Raw genomic sequence first — 22,395 nt, forward strand, 5'->3', positions numbered from 1 at the left:
GTGCACGTCTGATTCCTGGATTGACTGTATATTGTTGGGCAGCGCCCTACCACCCCCGCATATTCCGGTATTCCTCCACGCCAGGAGAGGCGGTGGCGGAAATTCCCGCCGCTCCAACCTTGCCGCCGCCCCTTCATCTCCTTACCTATGGAAGGAGAAGTGCCGGCTTTCGGCGTTGCGCGGCGGCGCCCATTGGGATGAAAGCATGAATATCGATCCTATCTTGCGGTCAGTCGTGGCCGTCCGTTCCACCATTCCGGAAGATGCCTTCACGGCGGAGACGCTGGGCACCGTCCGCGAGGGCAGCGGCGTGGTCATTCGCGACAATGGGCTGGTGCTTACCATCGGTTATCTCATTACCGAGGCCGAGGAAGTCTGGCTGACGACGTTGGACGGCCGGGTGGTTCCCGCCCATCCGCTTGCCTATGACCAGGAGAGCGGTTTCGGACTGGTGCAGGCGCTCGGCGTCCTGAACGCGCCGGCGGTGGATTTCGGCGATGCGGCCGCGGCCAAGCCCGGCGATCCCGTCGTGCTTGCCGACGGCATCGGCGAATATGTCCAGGCAAACATCGTGGCCCGGCAGGAATTCGCCGGTTATTGGGAATATCTGCTGGATGAGGCGATTTTTACCGCGCCGGCTCATCCCGCATGGGGCGGTGCGGCGCTGATCGGCGCGGACGGCAAGCTTCTCGGCATCGGTTCGCTTCGTCTGCAGATGAGCCAGGACGGCGAGATGGCCGATATCAACATGATCGTTCCGATCGATCTTTTGCCGCCTATCCTGGACGATCTCTTGAACCGCGGCCAGGTCAACAAGCCGCCGCGGCCCTGGCTCGGCGCATTCTCCGCCGAAAGCAGTGGCGGCGTGGTGGTGATGAGCGTCGCCGAAGGCGGCCCGGCCGCCGAGGCCGGCCTGCGTCAGGGCGATATCATTTCGGAAATCCGCGACGAAGAGGTCGATGGCCTAGCCGATTTCTACCGCAAGCTCTGGAGCAGCGGCCCAGCCGGCGCCGAGATTCCGATGCGGATCCTGCGCAACGGCCGGGAGGCCTGGCTGCGGATCAAATCCGCCGACCGCAACAGCTTCCTGAAAAAGCCGCAGCTGCAGTAGGTCGCGTCCCGGCCGGCCTCGCAAGAGGGGCCGGTCATCCGGCGCGCCTGTTCGATGCATGTTCTCTCGTTGACTTGGAGCTGCCGTTGAAAGATGCTGCCGGCAGTCCTGGGATGAACGGAGTTTGCGGTCCATGTTCGATCATGTCTCCATCGGCGTCAGAGATCTCGAAAGAGCCCGCCGCTTCTACGATGCGGCGCTGGCACCGCTCGGATATGAGCGCCTGTCGAATTCCGACGGCATGATCGGCTACGGTTCCGAACAGGTCGGCCTCTGGGTGATGCAGGTTGCGCGCCCCGTTGTCGCCGACATGCAGTCCGGGCTGCATTTCTGCTTCGTTGCGCCGGACGAGGCCGCGGTCGACGCGTTCTATGCGGCTGCGATCGCCTCCGGCGGCACGGACAACGGCGAACCAGGCATCCGGCCGGATTACGGCCGCTTCTATTATGCCGCCTTCGTCATCGATCCGGACGGCTACCGCCTCGAGGCCTATTTCCACAAAGGCGAAATATAACGGCCGTCGGGGCCGCAGCACTTGAGGGGCCGAGGACACCCTCGCCCGTCAGCCAGCCTGTCGGGCGGCGCAATGATCATCATGCCCAGCATCTCGGAGGTGCGAGCTGTGCCTGCGCCAGAGCCTCTGTCAGCCGCGAAAATCCCGTTGCGTTGCTCCGGCGAAAGGCGCATTGTTTCAGCTTCGGCAGCCATCGCACGGGCGCTGCCGACTGAGGGTTTCATAACCCCCGCCCCGACGAAAGGAGGACGTCGATGTCTTCCACTTCCGATAAGCCCTATCTGACGTCATCCGATCTCGACATGCTTCAGGGTGTGCTCGACGCCGCCGGCTATACAACAAAAATCCCGGTCGAGGACGAACAGGCCTGCAACGCCGCAGCCATGCTGCTGATCAAGCTGTTCCAGCAGGGCGTCACCTCGCCGGTCATGCTCTTACGGGCGCTCGAATACCATTTCGGCAAACCGAAGAAGCAACCGAAACCGGTCACCCCCGTCTGCAACCGCTATGCGATCCAGGGTTTGCCGCGCGAACGCCGAACCAAGCCGCCGGTCAAATTCTGCAGGCGGGTAACGCGCGGCCAACAGCTTTCAATTCCAGTCCAACGGGAGATCCATCCATGGCAAAAGGACAGCTGAGAAGCAATCGCGAGGCCCGCAAGCCGAAGAAGGACAAGCTGGCGACGAAGCCGGAAACCAGCTTCGCCGGACAGATGAAGACGGCGGCCCAAACCGCGCCTCAGGGCAGCAGCTCGCCCAAGGGCGGCGGTCAGCCTCACCGGTAATCGGTCACGTCAGCCGGTTTGCCCGGCTCCTGCACTTCCACCAGATAGCGCCAGCAATCCGGCCGCGAACCGTCGATGTCGTCGAAACCATAGGCCTTGGCCAACCCGCCGCTCGACAGCGACTCGCCGTTCCAGCGGGCGCGGTCGGGATCGGCTGACAGCGCCGTGACCGCACGGCCGATGAAGCGCGGAGTTTCGGAAATGGCGAAATGCGGCTGCACCTTGGTCGCGTCGCGCCAATTCTCCTCGCCCACACCATAGGCCTCCAGCATCATTTCGGAGCGCAGCCAGCCAGGCGTGATCGAAACGGCGGTGGCGCCGTATTTGGCCAAGTCCTGCGCATGCGCCCAGGCCATGCGGGTGACGCCCGTCTTGACGAGGTCGTAGAAGGGCGAGAGCCGGTAATGCGTGGCATTGTATTCTGCCGTGCCGTCGGTTACCTCCACCAGCAGCCCGCCCGGCCGCTCGATCATCAGCGCCAGCGCGTAATGGGCGGTGATCAAATGCGTCTCAATGCCGAGCCGCAGCATGCGCAGGCCCTTGTCCAGCGAATGCTCCCAGACCGCCTTGTCCCATTCAAACAGCCTTTCGAAGCCCCAGATGTCATTGACGAGGATGTCGAGCCGGCCGACTTCCGTCCGGATGCGCGCGACGAGCGCCTCGACCTCATGCGGAACGAGATGATCCACCTGCACGGCAATGCCCTTGCCGCCAGCCGACGTCACCAGCTCGGCCGTCTCCTCGATCGTTTCCGGCCGCATATATTCGGATTGCCCGGCGCGTGTTGTGCGACCCGTCACATAGACGGTGGCGCCGGCAGCGCCGAGTTCCACCGCAATGCCTCGGCCGGCGCCACGCGTCGCGCCCGCCACCAAGGCCACTTTCCCCTGCAAATCCGCTGTCACGTTTCCATCCTCCACGCTAGAACCGAGAGCCGGTCGATTGCCACCGGCCTTATTGAATATAAACGAATGTTTGTTCATATTAAAGATGAACGCAAGAGGAAATTCATGCCGCGCCGCCGCACCCTTTCCGACGAACAACTTCTCGCCATGGTGCTGGCCCTGATCCATGCCGAAGGGCCGGATGCAGCAACGTTTGCGGCGGTGGCGAAGGCGAGTGGCCTTTCCGGTTCAACACTGGTTCAGCGTTTCGCGACAAAGGCGGCGATGTTGCGCGCCGCGCTACTCTACGCCTGGGACCGGCTGGATGCGGAAACAGAGCGGCTTGCCGGCAGCGTGGCGAAAACGCCGGAGGGCGCCGTCGCGCTGCTCGTCGGCCTGTCGCAGGATTACGGCGACGATGCCGCCGCCTATGGCGAGGGATTGCTGGTGCTGCGCGAGGATTTTCGCGATCCGGCGCTGCGCGCCCGAGGTGCGGCCTGGGGAACGACGCTGACGGCGGCGATCGCACAATGTTTCGGCTCGGCGAAGGCGCCGGAAACGATCGCCCGACTGATGCTGTCACAATGGCAGGGATCGCTCACCTGGTGGGGCTTTGGCGCAGGCGGTCCGGTGGACGCCTATGTGGAGACGGAATTGCGGCGCTTCCTGTCAGCAGTGGAATTATGACCGCCGCTCACGCTTCTTCTTCATCCTTTTCCGCGCCCACGGTCAGCGGCCAGTCAACGACGTAATCCTCGAGATCGTCGACATCGATCTCGTTTTCATTGATCGTGCGGCCGCGGGCGGAAATGCCGGCGGCGTGGACGGTCTCGGGATCGCCGGAGACAAGGGGATGCCACCAGTAGAGATCGCGGCCCTCATTAATCAGCCGGTAGCCGCAGGTCGGCGGCAGCCAGGCGATCTCGGGCACGTTCTCCCTGGTCAGCTGCACGCAGTCCGGCACGAAATCCCAGCGGTTCTCATAGCTGGAGCAGCGGCAGCTGTGGCCGTCCAGCAGTTTGCAGCTGACCGAGGTGAAATAGATATCGCCGCTATCCCATTCCTCGAGCTTGTTGAGACAGCAGAGGCCGCAGCCGTCGCAGAGGCTTTCCCATTCGGCGGAGGTCATTTCGGCAAGCGTCTTCTTCTTCCAGAAGGGCAGATCGTTCATCGTCCGTTTCTTGCAACAGCGGCCCGCAAAATCACGTGACCGCCACTCTATCTCTCTTGTTATCCGCGGCAAAATCAATCAATTCTTCAGCATGCTCCTGGTATCGGAGAGCTTTCGGGCGATCGGGCCTCGCGCTTTCGTCGCTTCCGGCGACCGGACATGAGGCAAGCGCGATCAGGCGGGAATACAGGACGTGCAGGATCCGGACAACCCTGAAAAAGGGCCTGAAAAGGAAGCAGACAAGCGAACCGGTGACACGGTGGGCAGGCGGCCGACCAGGAGCCGCCACATTCTGCTGCGCATCGATTCGTGGATCGATTCGACCGTCTGGAACGCCGGCTTCCGCGCCGCAGAGATCTGGGAAGACACCACCATCTTCTTCCGCCGCTTCCGCGTGCGCGGCTGGAAACGCATTGTCTTCGAGCTCGCCGGCGAAGGGCTGACCCTCGGGGCGGCCGGCGCGGTGCTGATGCTGGTGCTTGCCCAGCCGGCCTTCGAGGCGACCAAGGAGGACTGGCGCAATCGCGGCGATTTCGCCGTCACTTTCACCGACCGCTACGGCAACGTCATCGGCCATCGCGGCGTCATCCACCAGAATTCCGTACCGATCGACGAGCTGCCGGATTCCCTGATCAAATCCGTCCTTGCCACCGAAGACCGGCGCTTCTTCGACCATTTCGGCATCGACGTCGTCGGCCTCTTCCGCGCGATGGTGACCAACGCCCAGGCCGGCGAAGTCGTGCAGGGCGGCTCGACGCTGACCCAGCAGCTGGCCAAGAACCTCTTCCTTTCCAACGAACGCTCGCTCGACCGCAAGATCACCGAAGCGTTCCTGGCCCTGTGGCTCGAGGCAAACCTTTCCAAGAAGGAAATCCTCTCCACCTATCTCGATCGCGCCTATATGGGCGGCGGCACCTTTGGCGCTGCTGCGGCGGCGCAGTTCTATTTCGGCAAGAATATCACCGATGTGAACCTTGCCGAGTCGGCGATGCTGGCCGGCCTGTTCAAGGCGCCGGCCAAATATGCGCCGCACGTAAACCTGCCGGCGGCGCGTGCGCGCGCCAACGAAGTGCTGACCAATCTCGTGCAGAGCGGTCTGATGACCGAAGGTCAGGTGATCGCCGCCAGACGCAATCCGGCGACCGTCGTCGATCGCAACGAGGTGGAATCGCCGGATTTCTTCCTCGACTGGGCTTTCGACGAAGTGCAGCGGCTTTCGCCGCGCTTCCACCAGCACTCGCTGATCGTGCGCACGACGATCGACATGGGCATCCAGAAGGCGGCCGAAGATGCGGTCGAGACGTCGCTGCGCGAATATGGCGAGGCTTATCACGCCAAGCAAGGCGCCATGGTGATGATCGAGAACGGCGGCGCCGTACGCGCCATGGTCGGCGGGCGGGATTACGGTGAGAGCCAGTTCAACCGCGCCACCAAGGCGCTGCGTCAGCCCGGCTCCTCCTTCAAGGTCTATACCTACGCGCTGGCGATGGAGAGCGGAATGACGCCGCAGACGACGATCGTCGACGCGCCGATTTCCTGGGGCAATTGGAGCCCGCATAATTACGCCAACCGCTATGTCGGCCGCATCACGCTCGAGACGGCGATCGCCCAGTCGATCAATACCGTGCCGGTGCGGCTTGCCAAGGAAAAGCTCGGCATCCAGCCGATCCGGGCGATGGCGAAAAACCTCGGCGTCGAAACGCCGATCCGCGACGACGTCACAATCCCGATCGGGACATCGGAGGTGACGGTGCTGGATCAGGCGACAGCCTATGCCACCTTCCCGGCCGGCGGTTATCAATCGCGCCGCCACGGCATTACCCAGATCCTCGATTACGAAGGCGATGTGCTCTACGACTTTGATCGTGACGAGCCGGCGCCGAAACGCGTGCTGTCCGAGCAGGCCGATGCCTACATGAACCAGATGCTGTCGCGGGTCCCCTATGTCGGCACGGCACGAAAGGCGGCACTCGACAACGGCATCCTGACAGCCGGCAAAACCGGCACGACCCAAGCCTATCGCGATGCCTGGTTCGTCGGCTTCACCGGCAATTACACCTGCGCCGTCTGGTTCGGCAATGACGACTATACCTCGACCAACAACATGACGGGCGGCTCACTGCCTGCGATGACCTTCAAGCGCGCCATGGACTACGCCCATCAGGGTGTGACGTTGCGCCCCATCCCCGGCGTGGAAAACCCCCCGCCCTCGGAAAAGGATCTCGCCAAGACCGCCGCCGCCAAGCCGCAGGACGGATTGCCGCAGCTCATCCGGCCGCGCATGCTCTCGGTGCAATCGACAAACATTCTCAAGAAGCTCGGAGAGAAGTTGAAGGCCGCCGCGCCGCCGACGCCGCAGAAGGTGGCGAGTGCGGATTAGGAGCTGCGTGGAAGTGTCGCTTTTCTCTGTCTCCGCGAGCATGCAGACGAGACCAGCCGCCTCTGGACAGATCGGCGTTCATTCCCACCCGGCATTCCACCCTGCCAGAATCAGTGTTAACCCTGTCATCCCGATTTCCAAGGTCATGACGTGTTTCGATTCCCCCTTTTCATCCTGATCACGCTGATCGTCGCCTTTGGCGGCGGGATCATGATTTCGCTTTATGCGCTGGATGCGACACAGGGTTTCGGCGCGATCAAGCTCGGCGCCTGGGAGGCTTTTCCGGCGTTGCAAACAGTCGATGCCGACCCTTACGCCAAGTCGCATCGGGCACGCGCCGGCAAGCTGCTCTTCGGCAGCGCCGAGGGCCTGACCTTCACGGCGAGCGTTGACGACGAAGGCGCACGGCTGAATGCCGGCTGCCGCTACCGCCTCAGCGGACAGACGCCACCCGCCCGGCTCTGGACGCTCTTTACCGCCGACAATGGCGGCAATCCGGCGGCGGTGAAGACCGGGCTTCCGGCGGCGCTTAATTCCTGGACGGTGCTGCGCCAGCCCGACAGCAGCTTTTCGATCGAGATCTCCGCCGTCGCTCGGCCGGGCAACTGGCTGGCCTTGCCGCAGGCCGGCACCTTCCGGCTGGTGCTGACGCTGTTCGATACGCCGACCGCCGGCAGCTCCGGTGTAATCGATCTCGCCATGCCGAAACTCACCAAGACCGGGTGCGGCAATGGTTAGGATCTTCTTCGCCGTCCTGACCGGGCTTTTCGGTGCGGCGCTGCTGCATCTCGTCATCATCCTGTCCCTGCCGCATTTCACCGGCAGGGATGCGGCGACTCGTGTGGCGGCAGAGGGCGATCTCAACAATTTCTATCTGCTCGGCGAGCAGTACGACGAGGCTGGGCTTGCCAATGGCGACCCCTTCCTGCGGACCGCCGTCTGCTCCTTCGATGTCGAGGATGCGCCGGTGCATTTCACCGCCAAGGGCAATGTGCCCTTCTGGTCGATCGCCATCTACGACAGCGCCTCCAACGAGGTGTTCAGCATGAACGACCGGACATCGGTCGGCGGGGCGCTCGACGTCCTGGCGGGCGGGCCGATCCAGTTGACGGACTTGCGCAAGAACCTGCCGAGGGAACTGGACCAAGCGATCCTGGTGGAAATGGCGCGGCCGGACGGTTATGCCGTGCTACGGACGCTGGCACCGCAGGCAAGCTTCGACGAAGCAGCGCGCAACTTCCTGACGGAAGCGGGCTGCGAGCAATTCACCCCCGGCAATTAAGCGGGATGTCTGTTCTCAATTTCGGCATCACGCTCCGGGGTTGAGGAAGCGCTTACTTCTTCCGGGCGCGCGGCGCGGGCGCCGGACCATGTCTAGGCTTCTCGGCGAGCCGCTCGTAGCGGACCCCGGTGAACCAGAGGATCTTGGCTTCGAGCGGTTCCTTGTCCGGGCGACGCGGCGCCCGCGGCCGCCGATCCGCCAATGCGACTACTATTGCCATTCTCGTCTCCATGCACTGCCCGAGACGGATGAACTTGCGACGGATTTCACCCTGCCCGCCAATCTGCGGGCCGGCGCGTCCTGCGGTGCCGGCATGGCCGAACCGAGGGCATTCGCGCCTTTCCCACGGCACCTGACTGAAATACCGTGATGCGGAGTTTCGACGATCCAAACACTCAAATCGCGTCGTTCCTGTCCGAATTGAGACACATGACAGTTAACAGTTTACTAATATTCGGTGGATGCCAAATACAGTTTCCGTAACTTCCTCTTCAACGCTTGAAGAGTCGATTTAGTTTCATGCCCCCGGTGAAAGATCGGAAGGCGGCCGGTAATATAAAATTAGAAACAATTCATATGGTTGACGGTATCTGCCAGCCGCAGGCGGTGCCGGTGTTGCAAATATGCGGCACAAAAATATTCGTTGCGGCACATCCGGATCGGCTTTGGTTTGTCCCGCATTGGCCACGCGTTTAGGGACCGATCGCAGTTCCCGCCACGCTCGAAATGGCTGTAGCGGCCCGATTTTCATCTTTCTCGTTGCGGCATGTTCGAATCGCGAGAACCGATCCGAAGGGAGGAACGAGCTGTTTCAGCCGCCGCACCGGCCGCGGGAACTGCCGCAGCGCCCTTTCAAAACCGATCGCCTTTCCCTCGCCGGCTAACAATTCGCCGCACGTTCCGCAGGCATATTTCTGTATCATTTTAATAAAATCTTCAGCATCCATTAACCGTACCGCTGTAGGATTTGTTCATATCCGTGTGGTCCGAGAGGCGTCTCCGCCAGCGCTATCGGCCCGTGGTTTCCCTTGGTTCTGCGTTTTCAGGGTGTGCTTGTGCGTGACCGGTTTCGAGACCTGGAGGGCCCATTGGCCGTCAGGAAAAAGGACGTGGTGTTAATGGCGACGGTGAGCAGTTTCGAGAGCCTGTCTCGTCCGACACGATCCGAACTGCGCCAATTCGCCGAACTTTTCACACCGCTGTTCCAAGCTTCCTCCGAGGAGGCCAAGCGCCAGGCGGTCGCGGCCCTTTCCCAATGCGAGACCATGCCGGCAGCCGTGGCGCTGTTCATTGGCAATCAGCCGATCGAGATCGCCGCACCTTTCCTTATCGCCTCGAAGGCCATTGCCGACGACACGCTGATCACCATCGCGCGCATGCAGGGTGCGGCACATGTCAAGGCGATCGTCAGCCGCGATTCGCTCTCACCGAAGGTCATCGACGCGCTGGTGGCGTTGCGCCAGACCCAGCCGCGCGCCGCGGCCGCTTCGGCGCCGATCACGGAACCGGTGACCGTCCCGCTTTCGCCGGTTCAGGTGGAGAGCAACGAGGCCGAAGCGCTGGAGGAGCAGCGCGTCGCCAATGAAGAAGCCTTGCGCGGACGCATCCTTGATCTCGCCGGCCATCTCGGCCGCGATGATAAAGACAGGCTCGGCCTGCGCACCCTCACCGACGTTCAGGAGGCGCTGCTGGTGCGCTTCGCCCGGTCGCACGAGGCGACGCATTTCGCCACCGCACTTGCCGATGCGCTTTCCGCCAGCCGCTGGCTTGCCGAACGCATCATGCTCGACCTCTCCGGCCAGCAGCTCGCCACGACGCTGACGAGCCTCGGCATGAGCTTTCTCGACGCCGTCTTCGTACTGGAACGCTTCTATCCGCATCTTGCCGATCAACAGCACAATGTGACGCGCGGGTGGATGGTGCTCGATGCGCTCGATCCGGAAGAATGCCACGAAAGGGTGGAGGCCTGGCGGCGCGCCGATCGTTACACCTACAAGGCCGAGGCACCCACGGACACATCTCGGAAAACAGAAACCCACCGCTTCATCCGTCAGGCGCCGGTGCAGCGCGATATGCGCGCGCTGGGGCGGCGGTCGCGTTGAGTTGAAGAAGACCTGACCCTCAGCGATCCCCCGCCAAGGGGATCATGTCCCCCAATTCCTCCGCCTCCAGTTCGACGATCCAGAGATCTGGGTCGAAGCGGCGTTCGCGATCCAGTATCGCCCGCACCGCTTCCGGCTCGCTTCGCGCGAGACGGACTTCGAACAACCGGTCTCGGATCTCGCCTTCGCCGAAGGCGGTCTGCGGCGCCGGCGCATAGAGGGTCTCCAGGCCGTCGCGGAAGTGCTGGCGGATGAAGATCGCGCCCGCCTCCTCCGCGCCCTTCTTCTCCACAGCCGCGAAATCGCCACTCGCGAAGACGCGGCGCAGAAGGGAAGATACGAAGATGTCGGCGCGTAATCTCATAAACGCGGTATAGAGCCTTTCCGAGTTGGATTGAAGCATTCTGTTGGCTCAAACGGAGTCGGGTGGTCGACCGGCCGGCGCGCGTCGTAGCGCAATTCTACGGCCAAGCCGGCCGGTCGATCAGCCGGGCCGTTTCAGCCAACCCTCCCGCAGATTTGCCCGGCAAATCTGCAAGACTTTAGAATCGCCGGACGCACTTATCGCTTCGCCACGGCGAAGCGGTGTGGCCGGTGGGCCGGGCATCTCTAGCCAGGATCAAAGGCGATCGGCTCGGACGTACCTTGGGGTATGCCCGTCGCCAATCGCCTTTGCCCTGACGAAAACCTGCTCCGGCAGAATGCTTCAATCTAGCTCGGAAAGGCTCTAAGACCGGCGCGCGAGCGCCGGCAATCCGCGGTCAAGCGTTGACGAATGCGTCAGACCTTGATCGCCAGCCGCAAGCCACCCCAATGGCGGCCCCTGACGGTGATCGGCGCGGAGATATCCTTCATCAACACGAAATTGCCGCCGCCCATGTCGCGGCGATAGGTCTGGACGAGGAAAGGTGCGGTGCTGCGGCCGGCGGCAAGGCCGACGCGATCAGCGAAAACGCGGCGATTGCGGCAATTGGCGGTGTTCCAGACGACGTCGCCTGGCCGCTGTGGCTGCGAAAACTTCCGGTTATGGGTCGGCAGATAACCGTTTTCGTCGACCGCCGCGCAGAAGGCGACGCGCTCGTCCAGGGCGACGACGGCCTCCTGGATCGGCGGCAGCAGACGGTCGGTGAGCTCGGTGAAGGCGGCCATCACCTGAACCGGATCGGTGCCAGGCAGCGGCCGGTAGCGCCGGTCGAAGAGGGCATCGAAACCGATCTGACCCTCGGCGACGGCGCGTTCGAAAGCGCCTGATATCTGCCTTGCCACCGATTGTGCTTCCTCGATCCAGCGGCTGTCGGCGGTCTTGACGCCGGCGCTCGCCGTCAGCTGGATCAGCGTTTCCGAGAGGCCAACGACGCTGTCGACGCGTTTTGCCGCCTGCTGCAGCCTGACATTCGAATCGGCGACCTCGGCGGACATCTCGCCGAGCTTCTGGACGAAGCCGGCGCATTGCTGGTCGACCGCCTCGGTGGTGTTGGCCATGACGGTCGAACTGTCGAGAATGCGGGTGATGACATGTTCCATACTTTCGAAGGCGCCGCGCATCGCCTCCGACTTGTCGCGCACGCCGGCGGCGCTGTCGCGGGCATTGCCGCCGACCGCCGACAGCCGGTCGATCTTCACCCGCAGCTCATCCAGCGTGTCCTGAATGGAGCCGGTCGCCTTCGACGTCTGCAGCGAAAGTGCGCGCACTTCGGCGGCAACCACGGCGAAACCCTTTCCTGCATCGCCGGCGCGCGCCGCCTCGATCGCGGCGTTCAGCGCCAGAAGGTTGGTCTGGCGGGCTATGGTGCTGATCTCCTCGGCAATCTTGTCGACATCCGCAAGCGATTTCGCGAAGCCGGCGATTTCGGCGCCGATGACGTTGGAAGCCTGAACCATATGGCCGATCTCGGCAACGGAGCCGGACAAGCGGTCGGCCGATTCCTTGAGCATCTGGCGGGCTTCGGCCGCCGTGCGGTCGGTCTCGCGCAGCGACAGGGCGACCGAGCGATTGGTCTCGGCAATCGAAAGTGCGGTGCTGGTGACATGATCGAAGGCGGAGGTGTGACGCGCCGACATCGCCGCCATGTCCTGGATGGCGCCGGCAATATCGACGAGATCGATGCCAAGGGTGGATGCTTCTTCAGCAAGGCGCTGCAGGATGTGGCGCAATGCCTCGCAATCCGGGCTTTCCGCTTCGGCCGCCGGTTCTCCGGCCAGATCGTCTATCGCCTTCAGCGCATGCATGACCGACATTCCCCCGCCGCAATGGGCAAAGCTTCGGACAACATGGTTAACAAGTTGCAAACGGCGCTAGGGTCTTAGACTTAGGTTGTAATCTACGGCGCGAACGCCTTAGATCGCACCGATTTCCTTCAACTTCTTCAGCACCGCTTCGTTCGGTTCGCCGTTTTCGGGGAGGTTATAGTGCTTCTGGAAATGGCGGATGGCGGCGCGGGTCTGCTCGCCCGCCACACCGTCGACGCCGACATTGGCATAGGCCATGTTGGAAAGGCCCTTCTGGATTTTCAGCACCAGGTCGACGGTGGCGAGCTCGCTCGATGGAAGCTGCTTTGCGGCTGACGGAGCCGTCTTGACGGTCTTTTCGGCGCTGCGGATCGCGGCAGCCACCGGGTCTTCCGCCGCCGCCTTCGAGGTGACATCCTCAGGCGGTTTTTCCACAGGCACAGTCGAGGGGCCGGCAGCGTCGGTTCTCAGCGCGGCCAGCACCTCCGGCGTCGCTTCCCCAGTCTGGGCCATGCCGACGGTCTCCTGGAAAAACAGGATGGCGGCGCTGGTGCGGGGACCGATGATGCCGTCGGCGGTGCCGTTATAGAGGCCGCGACGCACCAGCTGCTGCTGGATGTCCATGACGAGCTGGCTCGGCTGCTGAGCGGCTGCGGCCGGCGCCGGCGTCCCGCTGGTGGTGGCGGCATCCTCCGGCCGTTCGATCCGGAAGGTGGTGACGTCAGCCGGCTGTTCGTCGGTTGGACGGCGCGCACCGAGCACATTGGGAGACTGCGGGTCGCGGGTGCGGAAAATCGGGTGCGGATGCAGGCCAGGCTGATACCAGAGCGCGTTGGCCGCAACGAAGGAGAAGATGACGAAGAAGGCGATCGTGCCGCCGGCGACCGACGGATTACGGCCGATGACGCCGCCGAGCGCGGACGCCCCCTGCAGCCCTAGACCACCCAGCACGGAGGCTCCCTGCAGGCCGAGCCCCCCGAGAGCGGCCGCACCGGACACGACAAGGCCCGGCTGCTGCCGTCGCTTCTTTCCCTTAGGCGATTTTCGCTTGCGCGCGGCCATCGAAAAGCCCCTCTTCCAATTCTGCTCCGGTGCCGACCGCGTCCTTCAGCCGCGGCGGAAATTCGACGGTCGCGCCATGGCCGGCATTTTCGGCGCGCCGGGCGCCCGAGCCATCCACCGCGATCTCAACGGTGATGATCGTACCTTCGCCCGGCTGGCTGGCAATGGCAAAATTGCCGCCATGCAGCGCCACTAACCCCTTGACCAACGAGAGGCCGAGACCGCTGCCCTCGAAGCGGCGGGTGTAATCGTTCTGAATTTGGACGAAAGGTTGGCCGAGCATCGCCAGCTTATCGGCGGCAATGCCGATGCCGGTATCGCTGACCGTCAGCTTCAGAATGCCGTCACGCGCCGCCGCATCGACCGAGACGACGCCGCCGGCTTCGGTGAATTTCACGGCATTGCCGACGAGATTGATGAGGATCTGCTGGATGGCGCGCTGATCGGCGACGATCTCGCCAAGCCCGCGCTGAATCCGGCTCGTCAGCGTGACGCCCTTGGTCTTGGCTTGCAAAGCCAGCATCGATTCGCAGGATCTGAGGGAGCTTGAGATATCGAAGGCATCGAGAATCAGCTCGTAGCGCCCCGCTTCGATCTTGCTCATGTCGAGCATGGTATTGACGACGGAGAGCAGATGCGCGCCGGATTCGCGGACGAGTCCGACATATTCACGCTGGCGGTCGTTTTCGAACTTCCCGAAATATTCGCCGATCAGAATATCGGAGAAGCCGAGGATGGCATTCAGCGGCGTGCGCAGTTCGTGGCTGACCGCGGCGAGGAAGCGCGACTTGGCATCATTTGCCGACTCGGCCTCGGCCGCACGGTTCTGGGCTTCGGCCCGCAGCTGCTGCTCGACGGAGACATCGCGCAGCTGGGCGATGACGGCGGCAAGCTCGCCATCGGCATCACGGCGCGCCGTCATGTCCATTCTCAAATAGGCGAACTGGCGCTGATCGCGCGAGACCGAAGGCCGGTCGAGGCGCAGATCGACGCTTGCGGCATCTTCGCCGCGCCTGAGCTCATCGAGCGCCTGCAAGAACAGGATACGGTCTGAGACATGCACCTGCTCCAGGAAGCCCCTGCCCTTCGGATCGCGCATCCAGGCAAGGAAATCGCGCCGGTCGCGGCCGCCGATGGTGGCGACGCCGCCGTGCGGATCCAGGAAGAAGACGAGGCCGGGGGTGACGGCGAGGAAGAAATCCTCGGCCGACTGTGCGGCAATGCCGGCGGACGAGCCCTGGCGGGCCAGCGCGACGCTGCCGACGGCGGAAAAGAGAAAGGCGGCGCAGACCATGGCGACGCCGGCCGGCAGCGCGACGGCCGGACTGGTGACCGCCGAAAGACCGACAGGCGCGGCGACGAGAGCGGCCGAGGAGAGCAGCACGAGGCGGCGCAGAATCGCAAGCTCGCGCTGGCGCACGGCTTCGCCGCCGCCCGTCCGGGAAAGCCAGCTTGTCGCCGCCCGGTCTACGAGGGTCGTCACCCAGCCGCCAATGTCACTCAATACTCGCACGCAATACCCGCCCAAAGAGGCTGTCTGTCGATCGGACAATAGGCCGCCGCGACTTAAGGAAAGGATAAGGCAAAGGCGCTGTTCACAGCCAGAAAGAGCAGAAATTCCCATTTTGGAGCATCCGAGAGCTCCTTTGCTTTTTGTGGTTAATGGCCGGTAAGCGGCGGAAGTCCTTCATATTTCAGCATCGCGTTAACTCCTGTGGCAAGGCGAACCGGCAAAAGCCCTGCAATTGGAAGCAGGTGCCGCCCTGATACTTAACGACAATCGCTCGCATTCGACTTAAATGCGGCTCAAATGCACTTCGCTAAAATTTGAATTAAATTTGCCGCAAATGCGCACGAGTTTCGAAAAGCGGCATTCGCAACTTGCCGATATGGTGAAAGCACACCGGACAACCGGCCTGATTCGGCGATAGAACCGGACGGGAAACAGGATGGGCAACGACAATGTGGTTTCTGATCAAAGGATCCTTCTGGTTTGGCCTTGTGCTCGTGCTTCTTTCCGTCTTCAGCACGGAGGGATCCGACAAGCTCGCCGGCGGTCCGCAATTGCAGCTCTCCGATGCATTCACGGCGGCGAGCGGCGCCTATGACTATCTCACTGGCATGTGCTCGGAAAAGCCGGAGGTCTGCGCCAAAGGCGCCGAGACCCTGACGGCGCTCGGCTACCGGGCCCGTGAGGGCGCCCGCGTCGCTTACGAACTTCTCGACAGCCAATTCACGGACGAACCGACGACGACCGCAAGCCCCGCCGAACCGGCAAACCGGGTGGCAGCCGCCGCACCCTCCCTCGCCTCTCCTTCCGTTCAGGAGAAGGCACGCGAGGCAAAGGCTGCGCTCAACCAGCCGATGCCTTACCGTCCGCCGGTCGATGATGAAGCCGCGACCGTAGTAACCGGCGCGATCCCGCTGCCGACGCCGAAACCGGCGATCTGACGAAATTGCGCGAGCAATCGGCCCGCCGCGCATGAGCAACATTCGGAGGCGAGACCGCTTCTCAATTGAATTCTAAAGCGCGGTGCGATCTTTGAGATTCGCCTGCCGCGCTTTAGGTCCTTGGTTTACCGCATGTCTTTCACGCAAAACCGCTGCACACTTTTGCGCGACATGCTTTAGAGCTTGCATCGGTGGTCCGCATGACGCGGAAATGCCCCATGCCTGACGTGCCTGCCCTGTTTAATTCAGCAGATTGCTGCGCCGTGAGGATGCCCATCCCTCACGGCGTTTCTTTTGCGAGCATGTCGCACATTGCGGTGGTTTTCGATAACGACGTGCGTAAAATAAAAGCTGGAGCGCGGCATCGGCAAGACGACGCGCTTTAGCGGTTCAAATCTGTCGGTCTATCACCTATATGCAGTCCTAGAGCATGTCCGGACGCAAAATTGCCGTGTCGTTTTGCCAGCATGCCAAAAGGTGAAAGGCTTTTTATGGCATCCCTCGACCAGATCATCGATGACTTCGCCTTCCTAGACGATTGGGAAGACCGCTACCGCTATGTCATCGAACTCGGCAAGGCGCTGCCCGAGCTCGCCGAGGAAAAACGCACCTCGGAGAACAAGGTGATGGGTTGCGCCAGCCAGGTGTGGCTAGTGACGCATACGTCGGGCGATCCGGAAAACCCAATCTTGAGTTTCGAAGGCGATTCCGACGCGCATATCGTGCGTGGCCTCGTCGCCATCGTACTTGCCACCTATTCCGGCAAGCCGGCTTCCGAGATCGCTGCTCTCGATGCCTTCGAGATCTTCTCGAAGATCGGCTTGGTGGAGAACCTGTCGTCGCAACGCTCGAACGGGCTGCGCTCGATGGTGAAGCGAATCCGGGAAGAAGCGAAAGTCCGCGCCGCGGCCTGAACGCGATCGATTCGGTCGGTCAGCGCGGCCGATCGCGCGTTTGCGGAGACGGCCAATCGACTATATTAACACTTCCTTATAGTATAGGAATACATTCTACCTCACCCTCCCAAGCGTAAGAGAGGCTTCCTGATAATATCCCGTCTCCCCCGTGCATGATTTGCGACAGCGGCGGAATAGTCAGGGTAGATTATTATCCTCATTCAGAACAGGATGAACTCTGGGCCGTTTGCACTAAAGTCTGAATCCTGCTTTCATTTAACGGGCCCGGACAGACAGCGCCCGGAAACGCATCCATGTTTGCGGTACAGACAGAAAAGCCGGGCACAAGACCCGGCTTTTGTCGTTGACTGCTTCGAAAGCTCAGCCGCGGCCGCGCTTGCGGCGCTGACCCAGGCCCATCTCCTTCGCCAGGCGCGAACGCGCTTCGGCATAGGCGGGCGCTACCATCGGGTAGTCGGTCGGCAGGTCCCATTTCTCACGGTATTCTTCCGGCGAGAGACTGTGATGCGTCATGAGGTGACGCTTGAGGGACTTGAAGTTGCCGCCGCATTCCAGGCACGTAATCTGCTCGTCCTGTACGGACTTGCGGACAGAGACTGCAGGCTTCTGCTTTTCGACGACAGCCGCAGCGGGCTGCGGTACGGACGTGTTGCTCAGTGCCGAATGCACGTCGGAAATCAGATTTGCCAGGTCGCTGACCGGGACAACATGGTTGCTGACATAAGCCGCGACGATGTCGGCCGTCAGTTCCACAAGCAGCTCCGGCCCATTGCCGGTCGCCATATCCGTCATATTTTTTCTCCTGTTAGCATGCTCAAACGATCTTTGACTGTCACGCCAAAGACCCGCCTCGTAGAAGCGAACAGCAAAAGCACAGGAAGCAATCTTCTGTTTCGAAAAACGTGAAATCCACCCCTAGATTCCGAAGTCCGAGACCTGTTCTTATACTGCCTGACCGAAAATCACTACCGTCTTGCTCCAGGCGATGGCCCCAGTTAGACATTGAAAAATCAAAACTGAGGGACTTGGAAGCAGAACGATTGTAATTCACAATCAGAATTCTACTTGCATTTTCAAATACCATCGTTTGGCCGAAAGGCCAATTATTATTTGTCGTTTTTCTTGAGAAAAAATGGCTGAGGAAGAATTATAGGACTTTAGGCCAAGCTTTACTCACAGCTTCCTGTGCATAAGTTCGGCGTAAAACAGGTTAAGACGCCAATAGCACGGGTTCAGAGAGTTGCCGTAATCAGGCCAGCGAGCGGGAGAGACGCGTCAGCAGCCGGACGACCGAACCGTGCAGGATAAAGAGCAGAAGCGTCAGCGGCCAGAGCAGGCAGGCCACAAGTCCGGCGAGACGATGAAACGTCAAACCGGCATGATTCGCCCACCCCTCCAGCAGCGTGACCGTCATGGCGGTCACGGTCACGAGGCCGTAGAGCAGGACGATTGCAGCTTCAAACACCAATGGCTCCTCAATGTACGTAACATTAACCCTAACAGAAAACCCTTAATAGATGTAAAAGCAGACGTCTTCCCTGATAGCTGCATGCCGCGATTCCCGCGGCCCGGCGCCGGAGGCTTGATGAAACAAGGACGGCGCACCACATTTCTGGCGAAACGGAACCGCCCTTCGGCGAAAGGAGCACGTCATGTCCGAAACTGCAACCACCGCCAAGATCCATAAGTCAGACGCCGAATGGAAAGAGCAGCTCACGCCCGAGCAATACCGCATTACCCGCCAGCACGGCACCGAACGCGCCTTCACCGGCCCCTACTGGGATTCCTTCGAGACGGGGCTCTACCGCTGCGTCGGCTGCAACGCGCCGCTTTTCCGCTCTGACACGAAATTCGACGCCGGCTGCGGCTGGCCGAGCTATTTCGAAGCGGTTTCTCCCGATGCTGTGACCGAGCATCGCGACACGAGCTACGGTATGGTGCGGACCGAAATCCGCTGCGGCACCTGCGACGCCCACCTCGGCCACGTCTTTCCCGACGGCCCGCCGCCGACCGGCCTGCGCTACTGCATCAACGGCCACGCCATGGTATTCGAGCCAGGGGAATAGCGCCGAGCCATGATCGGCACGATCAAAGCACTCCAGGCGGCATAGGTCGCCGCGGCGAATTAAGTTCCGGAGGCCACCTGAGCCCGGCAAAGGCCGCGCCGGCCTACGACGTCTCGGCCGCAATTGTCACCTTCTCCGCGGCCGATTGATCGTGTCGCCCACTCAAGTGGGCTGATCCGCCGCTTCGACCCTGACCAGAAGGGACCGCAAGTCGGTCTCATTTAGAGTCTCTTTTTCGAGGAGAAGCCGCGCCGCCCGTTCCAGCATGCTTTTGCGTTTCCGAAGCAATTCCACCGCCCTGCCGAACGTCTCGTCGACAATCCGTCGGACCTCTTCGTCGACCGCTGCGGCGGTTTCGTCGGAATATTCATGCTCCTGTGGTCCGTAGAAGGGCTGGTCTGTCGCAAGGAATGAGCGCCGGTCCTTCTCAAGCGCGACGTGCCCCAGCTTTTCCGTCATGCCGTAGCGGGTAACCATGGCGCGGGCGATATCCGTGACCTTGACGAGGTCGTCGGCCGCACCCGTGGACAAACGGCCATAGATGATCCATTCAGCCGCCCGTCCGCCCAGCAAGACCGCCATCTTGTTCTCGAGCTCCTCGCGGGTCATCAGAAATCTATCCTCCGTTGGCCGCTGAATCGTATAGCCGAGCGCGCCAATGCCGCGCGGGATGATCGAGACCTTGTGGACAGGATCGACACCAGGCAATGCCATCGCAACCAGTGCATGGCCCATCTCGTGATGGGCGACAATCTCCCGCTCCTTGGGATTGAGCAGCCGGTTGCGCTTTTCGAGACCTGCGACAATGCGTTCTACCGCGTTGTTAAAATCCTCCATACTGACAGCATCGGCTTCCCGGCGCGTGGCGAGCAGCGTTGCCTCGTTCGCGAGATTGGCAAGGTCCGCACCCGTAAACCCTGGTGTCAGCGCGGCAATCTGCTCGATGTCGACTTCCGGCGCCAGCTTCGACTTCTTCAGATGCACGTTGAGGATCTCGATGCGTCCGGCCTTGTCAGGCCGGTCGACCAGCACCTGGCGATCGAAGCGGCCGGCCCTCAGGAGGGCGGGATCGAGGATTTCCGGCCGGTTTGTGGCGGCAAGCAATACCAGCCCCGTAGACGAGTCGAAGCCGTCGAGCTCCACGAGCAGCTGGTTGAGAGTCTGCTCCTTTTCGTCATGACCGCCCGCCATCGGACCGATGCCGCGGGCGCGGCCGAGTGCATCGAGCTCATCGATAAAGATGATGGCCGGCGCCTTGGCGCGCGCCTGTTCAAAGAGATCGCGGACGCGCGCAGCACCGACGCCGACGAACATCTCGACAAATTCGGAGCCGGAAATCGAGAAAAATGGTACACCGGCCTCCCCTGCGACTGCGCGCGCCAGCAGGGTCTTGCCGGTACCAGGTGGGCCGACGAGCAGCACCCCTTTCGGCATACGGCCACCCAGCCGGCCGTAACCTGCCGGATCCTTGAGGAAGTCGACGATTTCCTTGAGCTCCTCCTTGGCTTCGTCGACCCCGGCCACATCCTTGAACGTCACGCCGGTGTCAGACTGGACATAAATTCGTGCCTTGCTCTTGCCGATCTGCATGAGGCCGCCGCCAATCCCGCCACCCATGCGCCTCAGCACGAACATCCAGATGCCGACGAAGAGCGCCACGGGAATAAGCCAGGAAAGAAGATCACGCAGGAACGTGCTTTCGATCTGACCGGTTACGATCACCCCATGGCTCTGAAGCTGCTGGGCGAGGCTGGGCTCCACACGCGTCGTCAGAAAAAAGGCCCGGCCGTTCTGCGGCTCCTTGTAGCGCCCCTGGATAAAGTTGTCGGAGACGGCGACTTCGGCGACCTTGCCGTCCCGGAGGTCCGTTTCGAACTGGCTGTAAGAGATCCCTGCAACTTGCGTCGTCGTCGCAAAAAGATACTGGATTGCCACGAGGGCGAAGAAGGCGGCGATCCAATATCCGATGTTGAACTTTGTCTTGCTGTTCATAGCCATGAGGCCGCTCCCGGCTAGCGGATGACCAGCAGCAGCCGGCCGCCATCGCGGATCAGTTCGAGGGCGACTATAGCTGGTTTTTCGGCAATCGTCCGTCGCAAGTCGGCGATTGAAGCAACGGGAACGCGGTTTATCGCAACGATTAAGTCGCCGGCCCGAATACCGGCGCGAGCCGCGGTGCTGCCGGGAGCCACATTCTCTATCAGCACGCCGGAGACGCCCCCATCCCGCAATCCCCCTTTAGGGGCGTCCCGCATGCTGGCACCCTCCAGCGCCGTGCCGGACAGATCTGCAGGAGAGTGGTCTTCGGCAGCGATGGTGGCAGCAATCACCCTCTCGTCATCGCCACGCTTCACAGTCAAGCGGACGTTGCTGCCCGCCGGCGTAAGGCCAATCCGATTCCTGAGGTCAGTCGCGCCATGAACGGGACGCCCGTCGATCGCCGTCACCACATCGCCGGTCTTTAGTCCGGCCTGCTCGGCCGACGAGCCAGGCTCGACATTGGCAATCAGGGCGCCCCGCAAATCGCCAAGTCTTAGTGCCTCAGCCAGGTCGGGCGTTATATTCTGGATACCGATGCCGAGCCTGCCACGTCGCACTTCCCTATGGGCAATCAATTGATTCATCACCGTCACCGCCATATTGCTTGGAACGGCAAATCCGATGCCGACATTGGCGCCGGCGGGGCTGAGGATCGCTGTATTGACCCCGATCAGCTTGCCATCGAGCGTTACCAGGGCGCCCCCGGAATTTCCCGGATTGATCGAGGCATCCGTCTGAATGAAGTCCTCATAGCCTTCGATGTTCAAGCCGCTGCGTCCGAGGGCGCTGACGATGCCCGACGTAACCGTTTGACCGAGCCCGAAAGGATTCCCGATCGCAACGACATAGTCGCCCACCTTGAGGGCGTCGGAATCGCCTACCTGGATCGCCACAAGATTTTTTGCGTCGATCTGGAGCAGCGCGATATCGGTTTCCTTGTCACTGCCGATGAGTTTTGCCGGGAACTGACGCCCATCCTTCAGCGTAACGGAAATCTCCGTCCCGCCATCCACGACATGATGATTGGTGAGCACATAGCCTTTCGCAGCGTCGATGATGACCCCAGAACCGGCACTCATCCTACCCCGCCGTTGCTGCTCCGGCACATCAAAGAAGTGGCGGAAGTTCGGATCGCTGTAGAGAGGATTGTTTTCGGCTGGTGACAGCGAGACGACAGCGATATTAACGACGGCTGGGGTGATATGATCGAGCATCGGCGCTAAGCTTGGCAAGCTGGCAGCCGAAGGTACAGGCGCCGCTGTCTGTGCAATGACGGGGGTGACGGTGATCAGGACGGCTCCGGCGGCGATAGCTGCGGAAACGGCGATCGTACGGAGCCTCGGGGCTAAATCGAACATCGGTTTGCTCCTCGACTCTCCTCGTTTGAAACTTGAATTCGGAA

At 61.8% G+C, this 22,395-nt stretch carries 24 protein-coding genes; 12 read left to right on the plus strand and 12 right to left on the minus strand.

The window, feature by feature from the left end:
• Positions 1-205: 205 nt before the first annotated feature.
• The 4 genes from CO660_RS17705 to CO660_RS33340 all read left to right on the plus strand — a co-directional run bounded on the left by CO660_RS17705 (position 206) and on the right by CO660_RS33340 (position 2,409).
• Positions 206-1,111 (plus strand): S1C family serine protease, encoded by a 906-nt coding sequence (locus CO660_RS17705; protein WP_097599933.1) that lies wholly within the window; start codon positions 206-208, stop codon positions 1,109-1,111.
• Positions 1,112-1,244: 133 nt separating this feature from the next.
• Entirely contained in the window at positions 1,245-1,625 is a 381-nt protein-coding gene (locus CO660_RS17710) for a VOC family protein (protein ID WP_097599826.1), read from the plus strand.
• A 254-nt stretch (positions 1,626-1,879) separates the two neighbouring features.
• The gene (locus CO660_RS17715) at positions 1,880-2,263 is read left to right on the plus strand and encodes a hypothetical protein (protein ID WP_245421340.1); all 384 of its coding nucleotides are present in this window, start codon (positions 1,880-1,882) and stop codon (positions 2,261-2,263) included.
• Entirely contained in the window at positions 2,245-2,409 is a 165-nt protein-coding gene (locus CO660_RS33340) for a hypothetical protein (RefSeq protein ID WP_176536308.1), read from the plus strand. Before CO660_RS17715 ends, CO660_RS33340 begins: the two co-directional genes overlap by 19 nt.
• Here the strand turns inward: CO660_RS33340 and CO660_RS17720 are convergent.
• A complete protein-coding gene (locus CO660_RS17720) occupies positions 2,400-3,314 on the minus strand; it encodes an SDR family oxidoreductase (protein WP_097599827.1) in 915 nt (304 codons plus the stop codon). The two genes, CO660_RS33340 and CO660_RS17720, sit on opposite strands and share 10 nt — an antisense overlap.
• Positions 3,315-3,419: 105 nt before the next feature.
• On the opposite strand from CO660_RS17720, the gene CO660_RS17725 reads away from it, so the two are divergent.
• Entirely contained in the window at positions 3,420-3,980 is a 561-nt protein-coding gene (locus CO660_RS17725; RefSeq protein ID WP_097599934.1) for a TetR family transcriptional regulator, read from the plus strand.
• A gap of 7 nt (positions 3,981-3,987) precedes the next feature.
• Here CO660_RS17725 and CO660_RS17730 read toward each other — a convergent pair whose 3' ends face one another.
• The gene (locus tag CO660_RS17730) at positions 3,988-4,464 is read right to left on the minus strand and encodes a YcgN family cysteine cluster protein (protein ID WP_097599828.1); all 477 of its coding nucleotides are present in this window, start codon (positions 4,462-4,464) and stop codon (positions 3,988-3,990) included.
• Between the two features lie 193 nt (positions 4,465-4,657).
• Between CO660_RS17730 and CO660_RS17735 the strand changes: the two genes are divergently transcribed.
• The 3 genes from CO660_RS17735 to CO660_RS17745 all read left to right on the plus strand — a co-directional run bounded on the left by CO660_RS17735 (position 4,658) and on the right by CO660_RS17745 (position 8,126).
• Positions 4,658-6,844, plus strand: coding sequence for a transglycosylase domain-containing protein (locus CO660_RS17735; protein WP_097599829.1), 2,187 nt, complete (start codon positions 4,658-4,660; stop codon positions 6,842-6,844).
• Between the two features lie 150 nt (positions 6,845-6,994).
• Positions 6,995-7,582: a DUF1214 domain-containing protein gene (locus tag CO660_RS17740; protein ID WP_097599830.1), complete on the plus strand. Its 588-nt coding sequence runs from the start codon at positions 6,995-6,997 to the stop codon at positions 7,580-7,582.
• Complete coding sequence (locus tag CO660_RS17745) at positions 7,575-8,126, plus strand: DUF1254 domain-containing protein (protein WP_097599831.1); 552 nt, start codon at positions 7,575-7,577, stop codon at positions 8,124-8,126. Before CO660_RS17740 ends, CO660_RS17745 begins: the two co-directional genes overlap by 8 nt.
• A 52-nt stretch (positions 8,127-8,178) precedes the next feature.
• On the opposite strand, the gene CO660_RS33345 is transcribed toward CO660_RS17745, so the two are convergent.
• Positions 8,179-8,346, minus strand: a complete 168-nt coding sequence (locus CO660_RS33345) for a hypothetical protein (protein ID WP_176536309.1) — start codon at positions 8,344-8,346, stop codon at positions 8,179-8,181.
• 472 nt (positions 8,347-8,818) lie between these two features.
• Positions 8,819-9,073, minus strand: coding sequence for a hypothetical protein (locus CO660_RS17750; protein ID WP_141504868.1), 255 nt, complete (start codon positions 9,071-9,073; stop codon positions 8,819-8,821).
• Positions 9,074-9,181: 108 nt separating this feature from the next.
• On the opposite strand from CO660_RS17750, the gene CO660_RS17755 reads away from it, so the two are divergent.
• Complete coding sequence (locus CO660_RS17755; RefSeq protein WP_176536310.1) at positions 9,182-10,228, plus strand: DUF2336 domain-containing protein; 1,047 nt, start codon at positions 9,182-9,184, stop codon at positions 10,226-10,228.
• 19 nt (positions 10,229-10,247) lie between these two features.
• Here the strand turns inward: CO660_RS17755 and CO660_RS17760 are convergent, their stop codons facing one another.
• The 4 genes from CO660_RS17760 to CO660_RS17785 form a co-directional block, all read right to left on the minus strand.
• Entirely contained in the window at positions 10,248-10,592 is a 345-nt protein-coding gene (locus CO660_RS17760; protein WP_097599935.1) for a DUF1491 family protein, read from the minus strand.
• Between the two features lie 416 nt (positions 10,593-11,008).
• Entirely contained in the window at positions 11,009-12,457 is a 1,449-nt protein-coding gene (locus tag CO660_RS17775; protein WP_097599936.1) for a methyl-accepting chemotaxis protein, read from the minus strand.
• Between the two features lie 108 nt (positions 12,458-12,565).
• Positions 12,566-13,519, minus strand: coding sequence for a peptidoglycan-binding domain-containing protein (locus CO660_RS17780; protein ID WP_097599834.1), 954 nt, complete (start codon positions 13,517-13,519; stop codon positions 12,566-12,568).
• On the minus strand, positions 13,491-15,032 hold the full coding sequence (locus CO660_RS17785; RefSeq protein WP_097599835.1) for a HAMP domain-containing sensor histidine kinase: 1,542 nt from the start codon (positions 15,030-15,032) through the stop codon (positions 13,491-13,493). Before CO660_RS17785 ends, CO660_RS17780 begins: the two co-directional genes overlap by 29 nt.
• Before the next feature lie 449 nt (positions 15,033-15,481).
• Here CO660_RS17785 and CO660_RS17790 point away from each other — a divergent pair, with 449 nt between their 5' ends.
• Positions 15,482-15,970, plus strand: coding sequence for a DUF5330 domain-containing protein (locus CO660_RS17790; protein WP_097599836.1), 489 nt, complete (start codon positions 15,482-15,484; stop codon positions 15,968-15,970).
• 491 nt (positions 15,971-16,461) lie between these two features.
• Positions 16,462-16,884: a SufE family protein gene (locus CO660_RS17795; protein ID WP_097599837.1), complete on the plus strand. Its 423-nt coding sequence runs from the start codon at positions 16,462-16,464 to the stop codon at positions 16,882-16,884.
• 363 nt (positions 16,885-17,247) lie between these two features.
• Here the strand turns inward: CO660_RS17795 and CO660_RS17800 are convergent, their stop codons facing one another.
• Both CO660_RS17800 and CO660_RS17805 read right to left on the minus strand, forming a co-directional pair.
• Entirely contained in the window at positions 17,248-17,679 is a 432-nt protein-coding gene (locus tag CO660_RS17800) for a MucR family transcriptional regulator (RefSeq protein WP_010060045.1), read from the minus strand.
• A 457-nt stretch (positions 17,680-18,136) separates the two neighbouring features.
• Entirely contained in the window at positions 18,137-18,352 is a 216-nt protein-coding gene (locus tag CO660_RS17805; RefSeq protein WP_085780013.1) for a hypothetical protein, read from the minus strand.
• A gap of 187 nt (positions 18,353-18,539) precedes the next feature.
• Here CO660_RS17805 and msrB point away from each other — a divergent pair, with 187 nt between their 5' ends.
• Complete coding sequence (msrB, locus tag CO660_RS17810) at positions 18,540-18,953, plus strand: peptide-methionine (R)-S-oxide reductase MsrB (RefSeq protein WP_064801305.1); 414 nt, start codon at positions 18,540-18,542, stop codon at positions 18,951-18,953.
• 162 nt (positions 18,954-19,115) lie between these two features.
• On the opposite strand, the gene ftsH is transcribed toward msrB, so the two are convergent.
• Positions 19,116-20,951: an ATP-dependent zinc metalloprotease FtsH gene (gene ftsH / locus CO660_RS17815; RefSeq protein WP_210421949.1), complete on the minus strand. Its 1,836-nt coding sequence runs from the start codon at positions 20,949-20,951 to the stop codon at positions 19,116-19,118.
• A gap of 14 nt (positions 20,952-20,965) precedes the next feature.
• Positions 20,966-22,351: a DegQ family serine endoprotease gene (locus tag CO660_RS17820; protein WP_097599838.1), complete on the minus strand. Its 1,386-nt coding sequence runs from the start codon at positions 22,349-22,351 to the stop codon at positions 20,966-20,968.
• Positions 22,352-22,395: the final 44 nt, after the last annotated feature.

This window comes from Rhizobium sp. L9, from assembly GCF_002531885.1.
GTDB lineage: Bacteria > Pseudomonadota > Alphaproteobacteria > Rhizobiales > Rhizobiaceae > Rhizobium.

Coding starts and splice junctions, on each gene's coding strand:
- CO660_RS17705 (WP_097599933.1), top strand. CDS start 206: ATGAATATCGATCCTATCTTGCGGTCAGTCGTGGCCGTCCGTTCCACC.
- CO660_RS17710 (WP_097599826.1), top strand. CDS start 1,245: ATGTTCGATCATGTCTCCATCGGCGTCAGAGATCTCGAAAGAGCCCGC.
- CO660_RS17715 (WP_245421340.1), top strand. CDS start 1,880: ATGTCTTCCACTTCCGATAAGCCCTATCTGACGTCATCCGATCTCGAC.
- CO660_RS33340 (WP_176536308.1), top strand. CDS start 2,245: ATGGCAAAAGGACAGCTGAGAAGCAATCGCGAGGCCCGCAAGCCGAAG.
- CO660_RS17725 (WP_097599934.1), top strand. CDS start 3,420: ATGCCGCGCCGCCGCACCCTTTCCGACGAACAACTTCTCGCCATGGTG.
- CO660_RS17730 (WP_097599828.1), bottom strand. CDS start 4,464: ATGAACGATCTGCCCTTCTGGAAGAAGAAGACGCTTGCCGAAATGACC.
- CO660_RS17745 (WP_097599831.1), top strand. CDS start 7,575: ATGGTTAGGATCTTCTTCGCCGTCCTGACCGGGCTTTTCGGTGCGGCG.
- CO660_RS33345 (WP_176536309.1), bottom strand. CDS start 8,346: ATGGCAATAGTAGTCGCATTGGCGGATCGGCGGCCGCGGGCGCCGCGT.
- CO660_RS17750 (WP_141504868.1), bottom strand. CDS start 9,073: ATGGATGCTGAAGATTTTATTAAAATGATACAGAAATATGCCTGCGGA.
- CO660_RS17760 (WP_097599935.1), bottom strand. CDS start 10,592: ATGAGATTACGCGCCGACATCTTCGTATCTTCCCTTCTGCGCCGCGTC.
- CO660_RS17775 (WP_097599936.1), bottom strand. CDS start 12,457: ATGCATGCGCTGAAGGCGATAGACGATCTGGCCGGAGAACCGGCGGCC.
- CO660_RS17780 (WP_097599834.1), bottom strand. CDS start 13,519: ATGGCCGCGCGCAAGCGAAAATCGCCTAAGGGAAAGAAGCGACGGCAG.
- CO660_RS17790 (WP_097599836.1), top strand. CDS start 15,482: ATGTGGTTTCTGATCAAAGGATCCTTCTGGTTTGGCCTTGTGCTCGTG.
- CO660_RS17795 (WP_097599837.1), top strand. CDS start 16,462: ATGGCATCCCTCGACCAGATCATCGATGACTTCGCCTTCCTAGACGAT.
- CO660_RS17800 (WP_010060045.1), bottom strand. CDS start 17,679: ATGACGGATATGGCGACCGGCAATGGGCCGGAGCTGCTTGTGGAACTG.
- msrB (WP_064801305.1), top strand. CDS start 18,540: ATGTCCGAAACTGCAACCACCGCCAAGATCCATAAGTCAGACGCCGAA.
- ftsH (WP_210421949.1), bottom strand. CDS start 20,951: ATGGCTATGAACAGCAAGACAAAGTTCAACATCGGATATTGGATCGCC.
- CO660_RS17820 (WP_097599838.1), bottom strand. CDS start 22,351: ATGTTCGATTTAGCCCCGAGGCTCCGTACGATCGCCGTTTCCGCAGCT.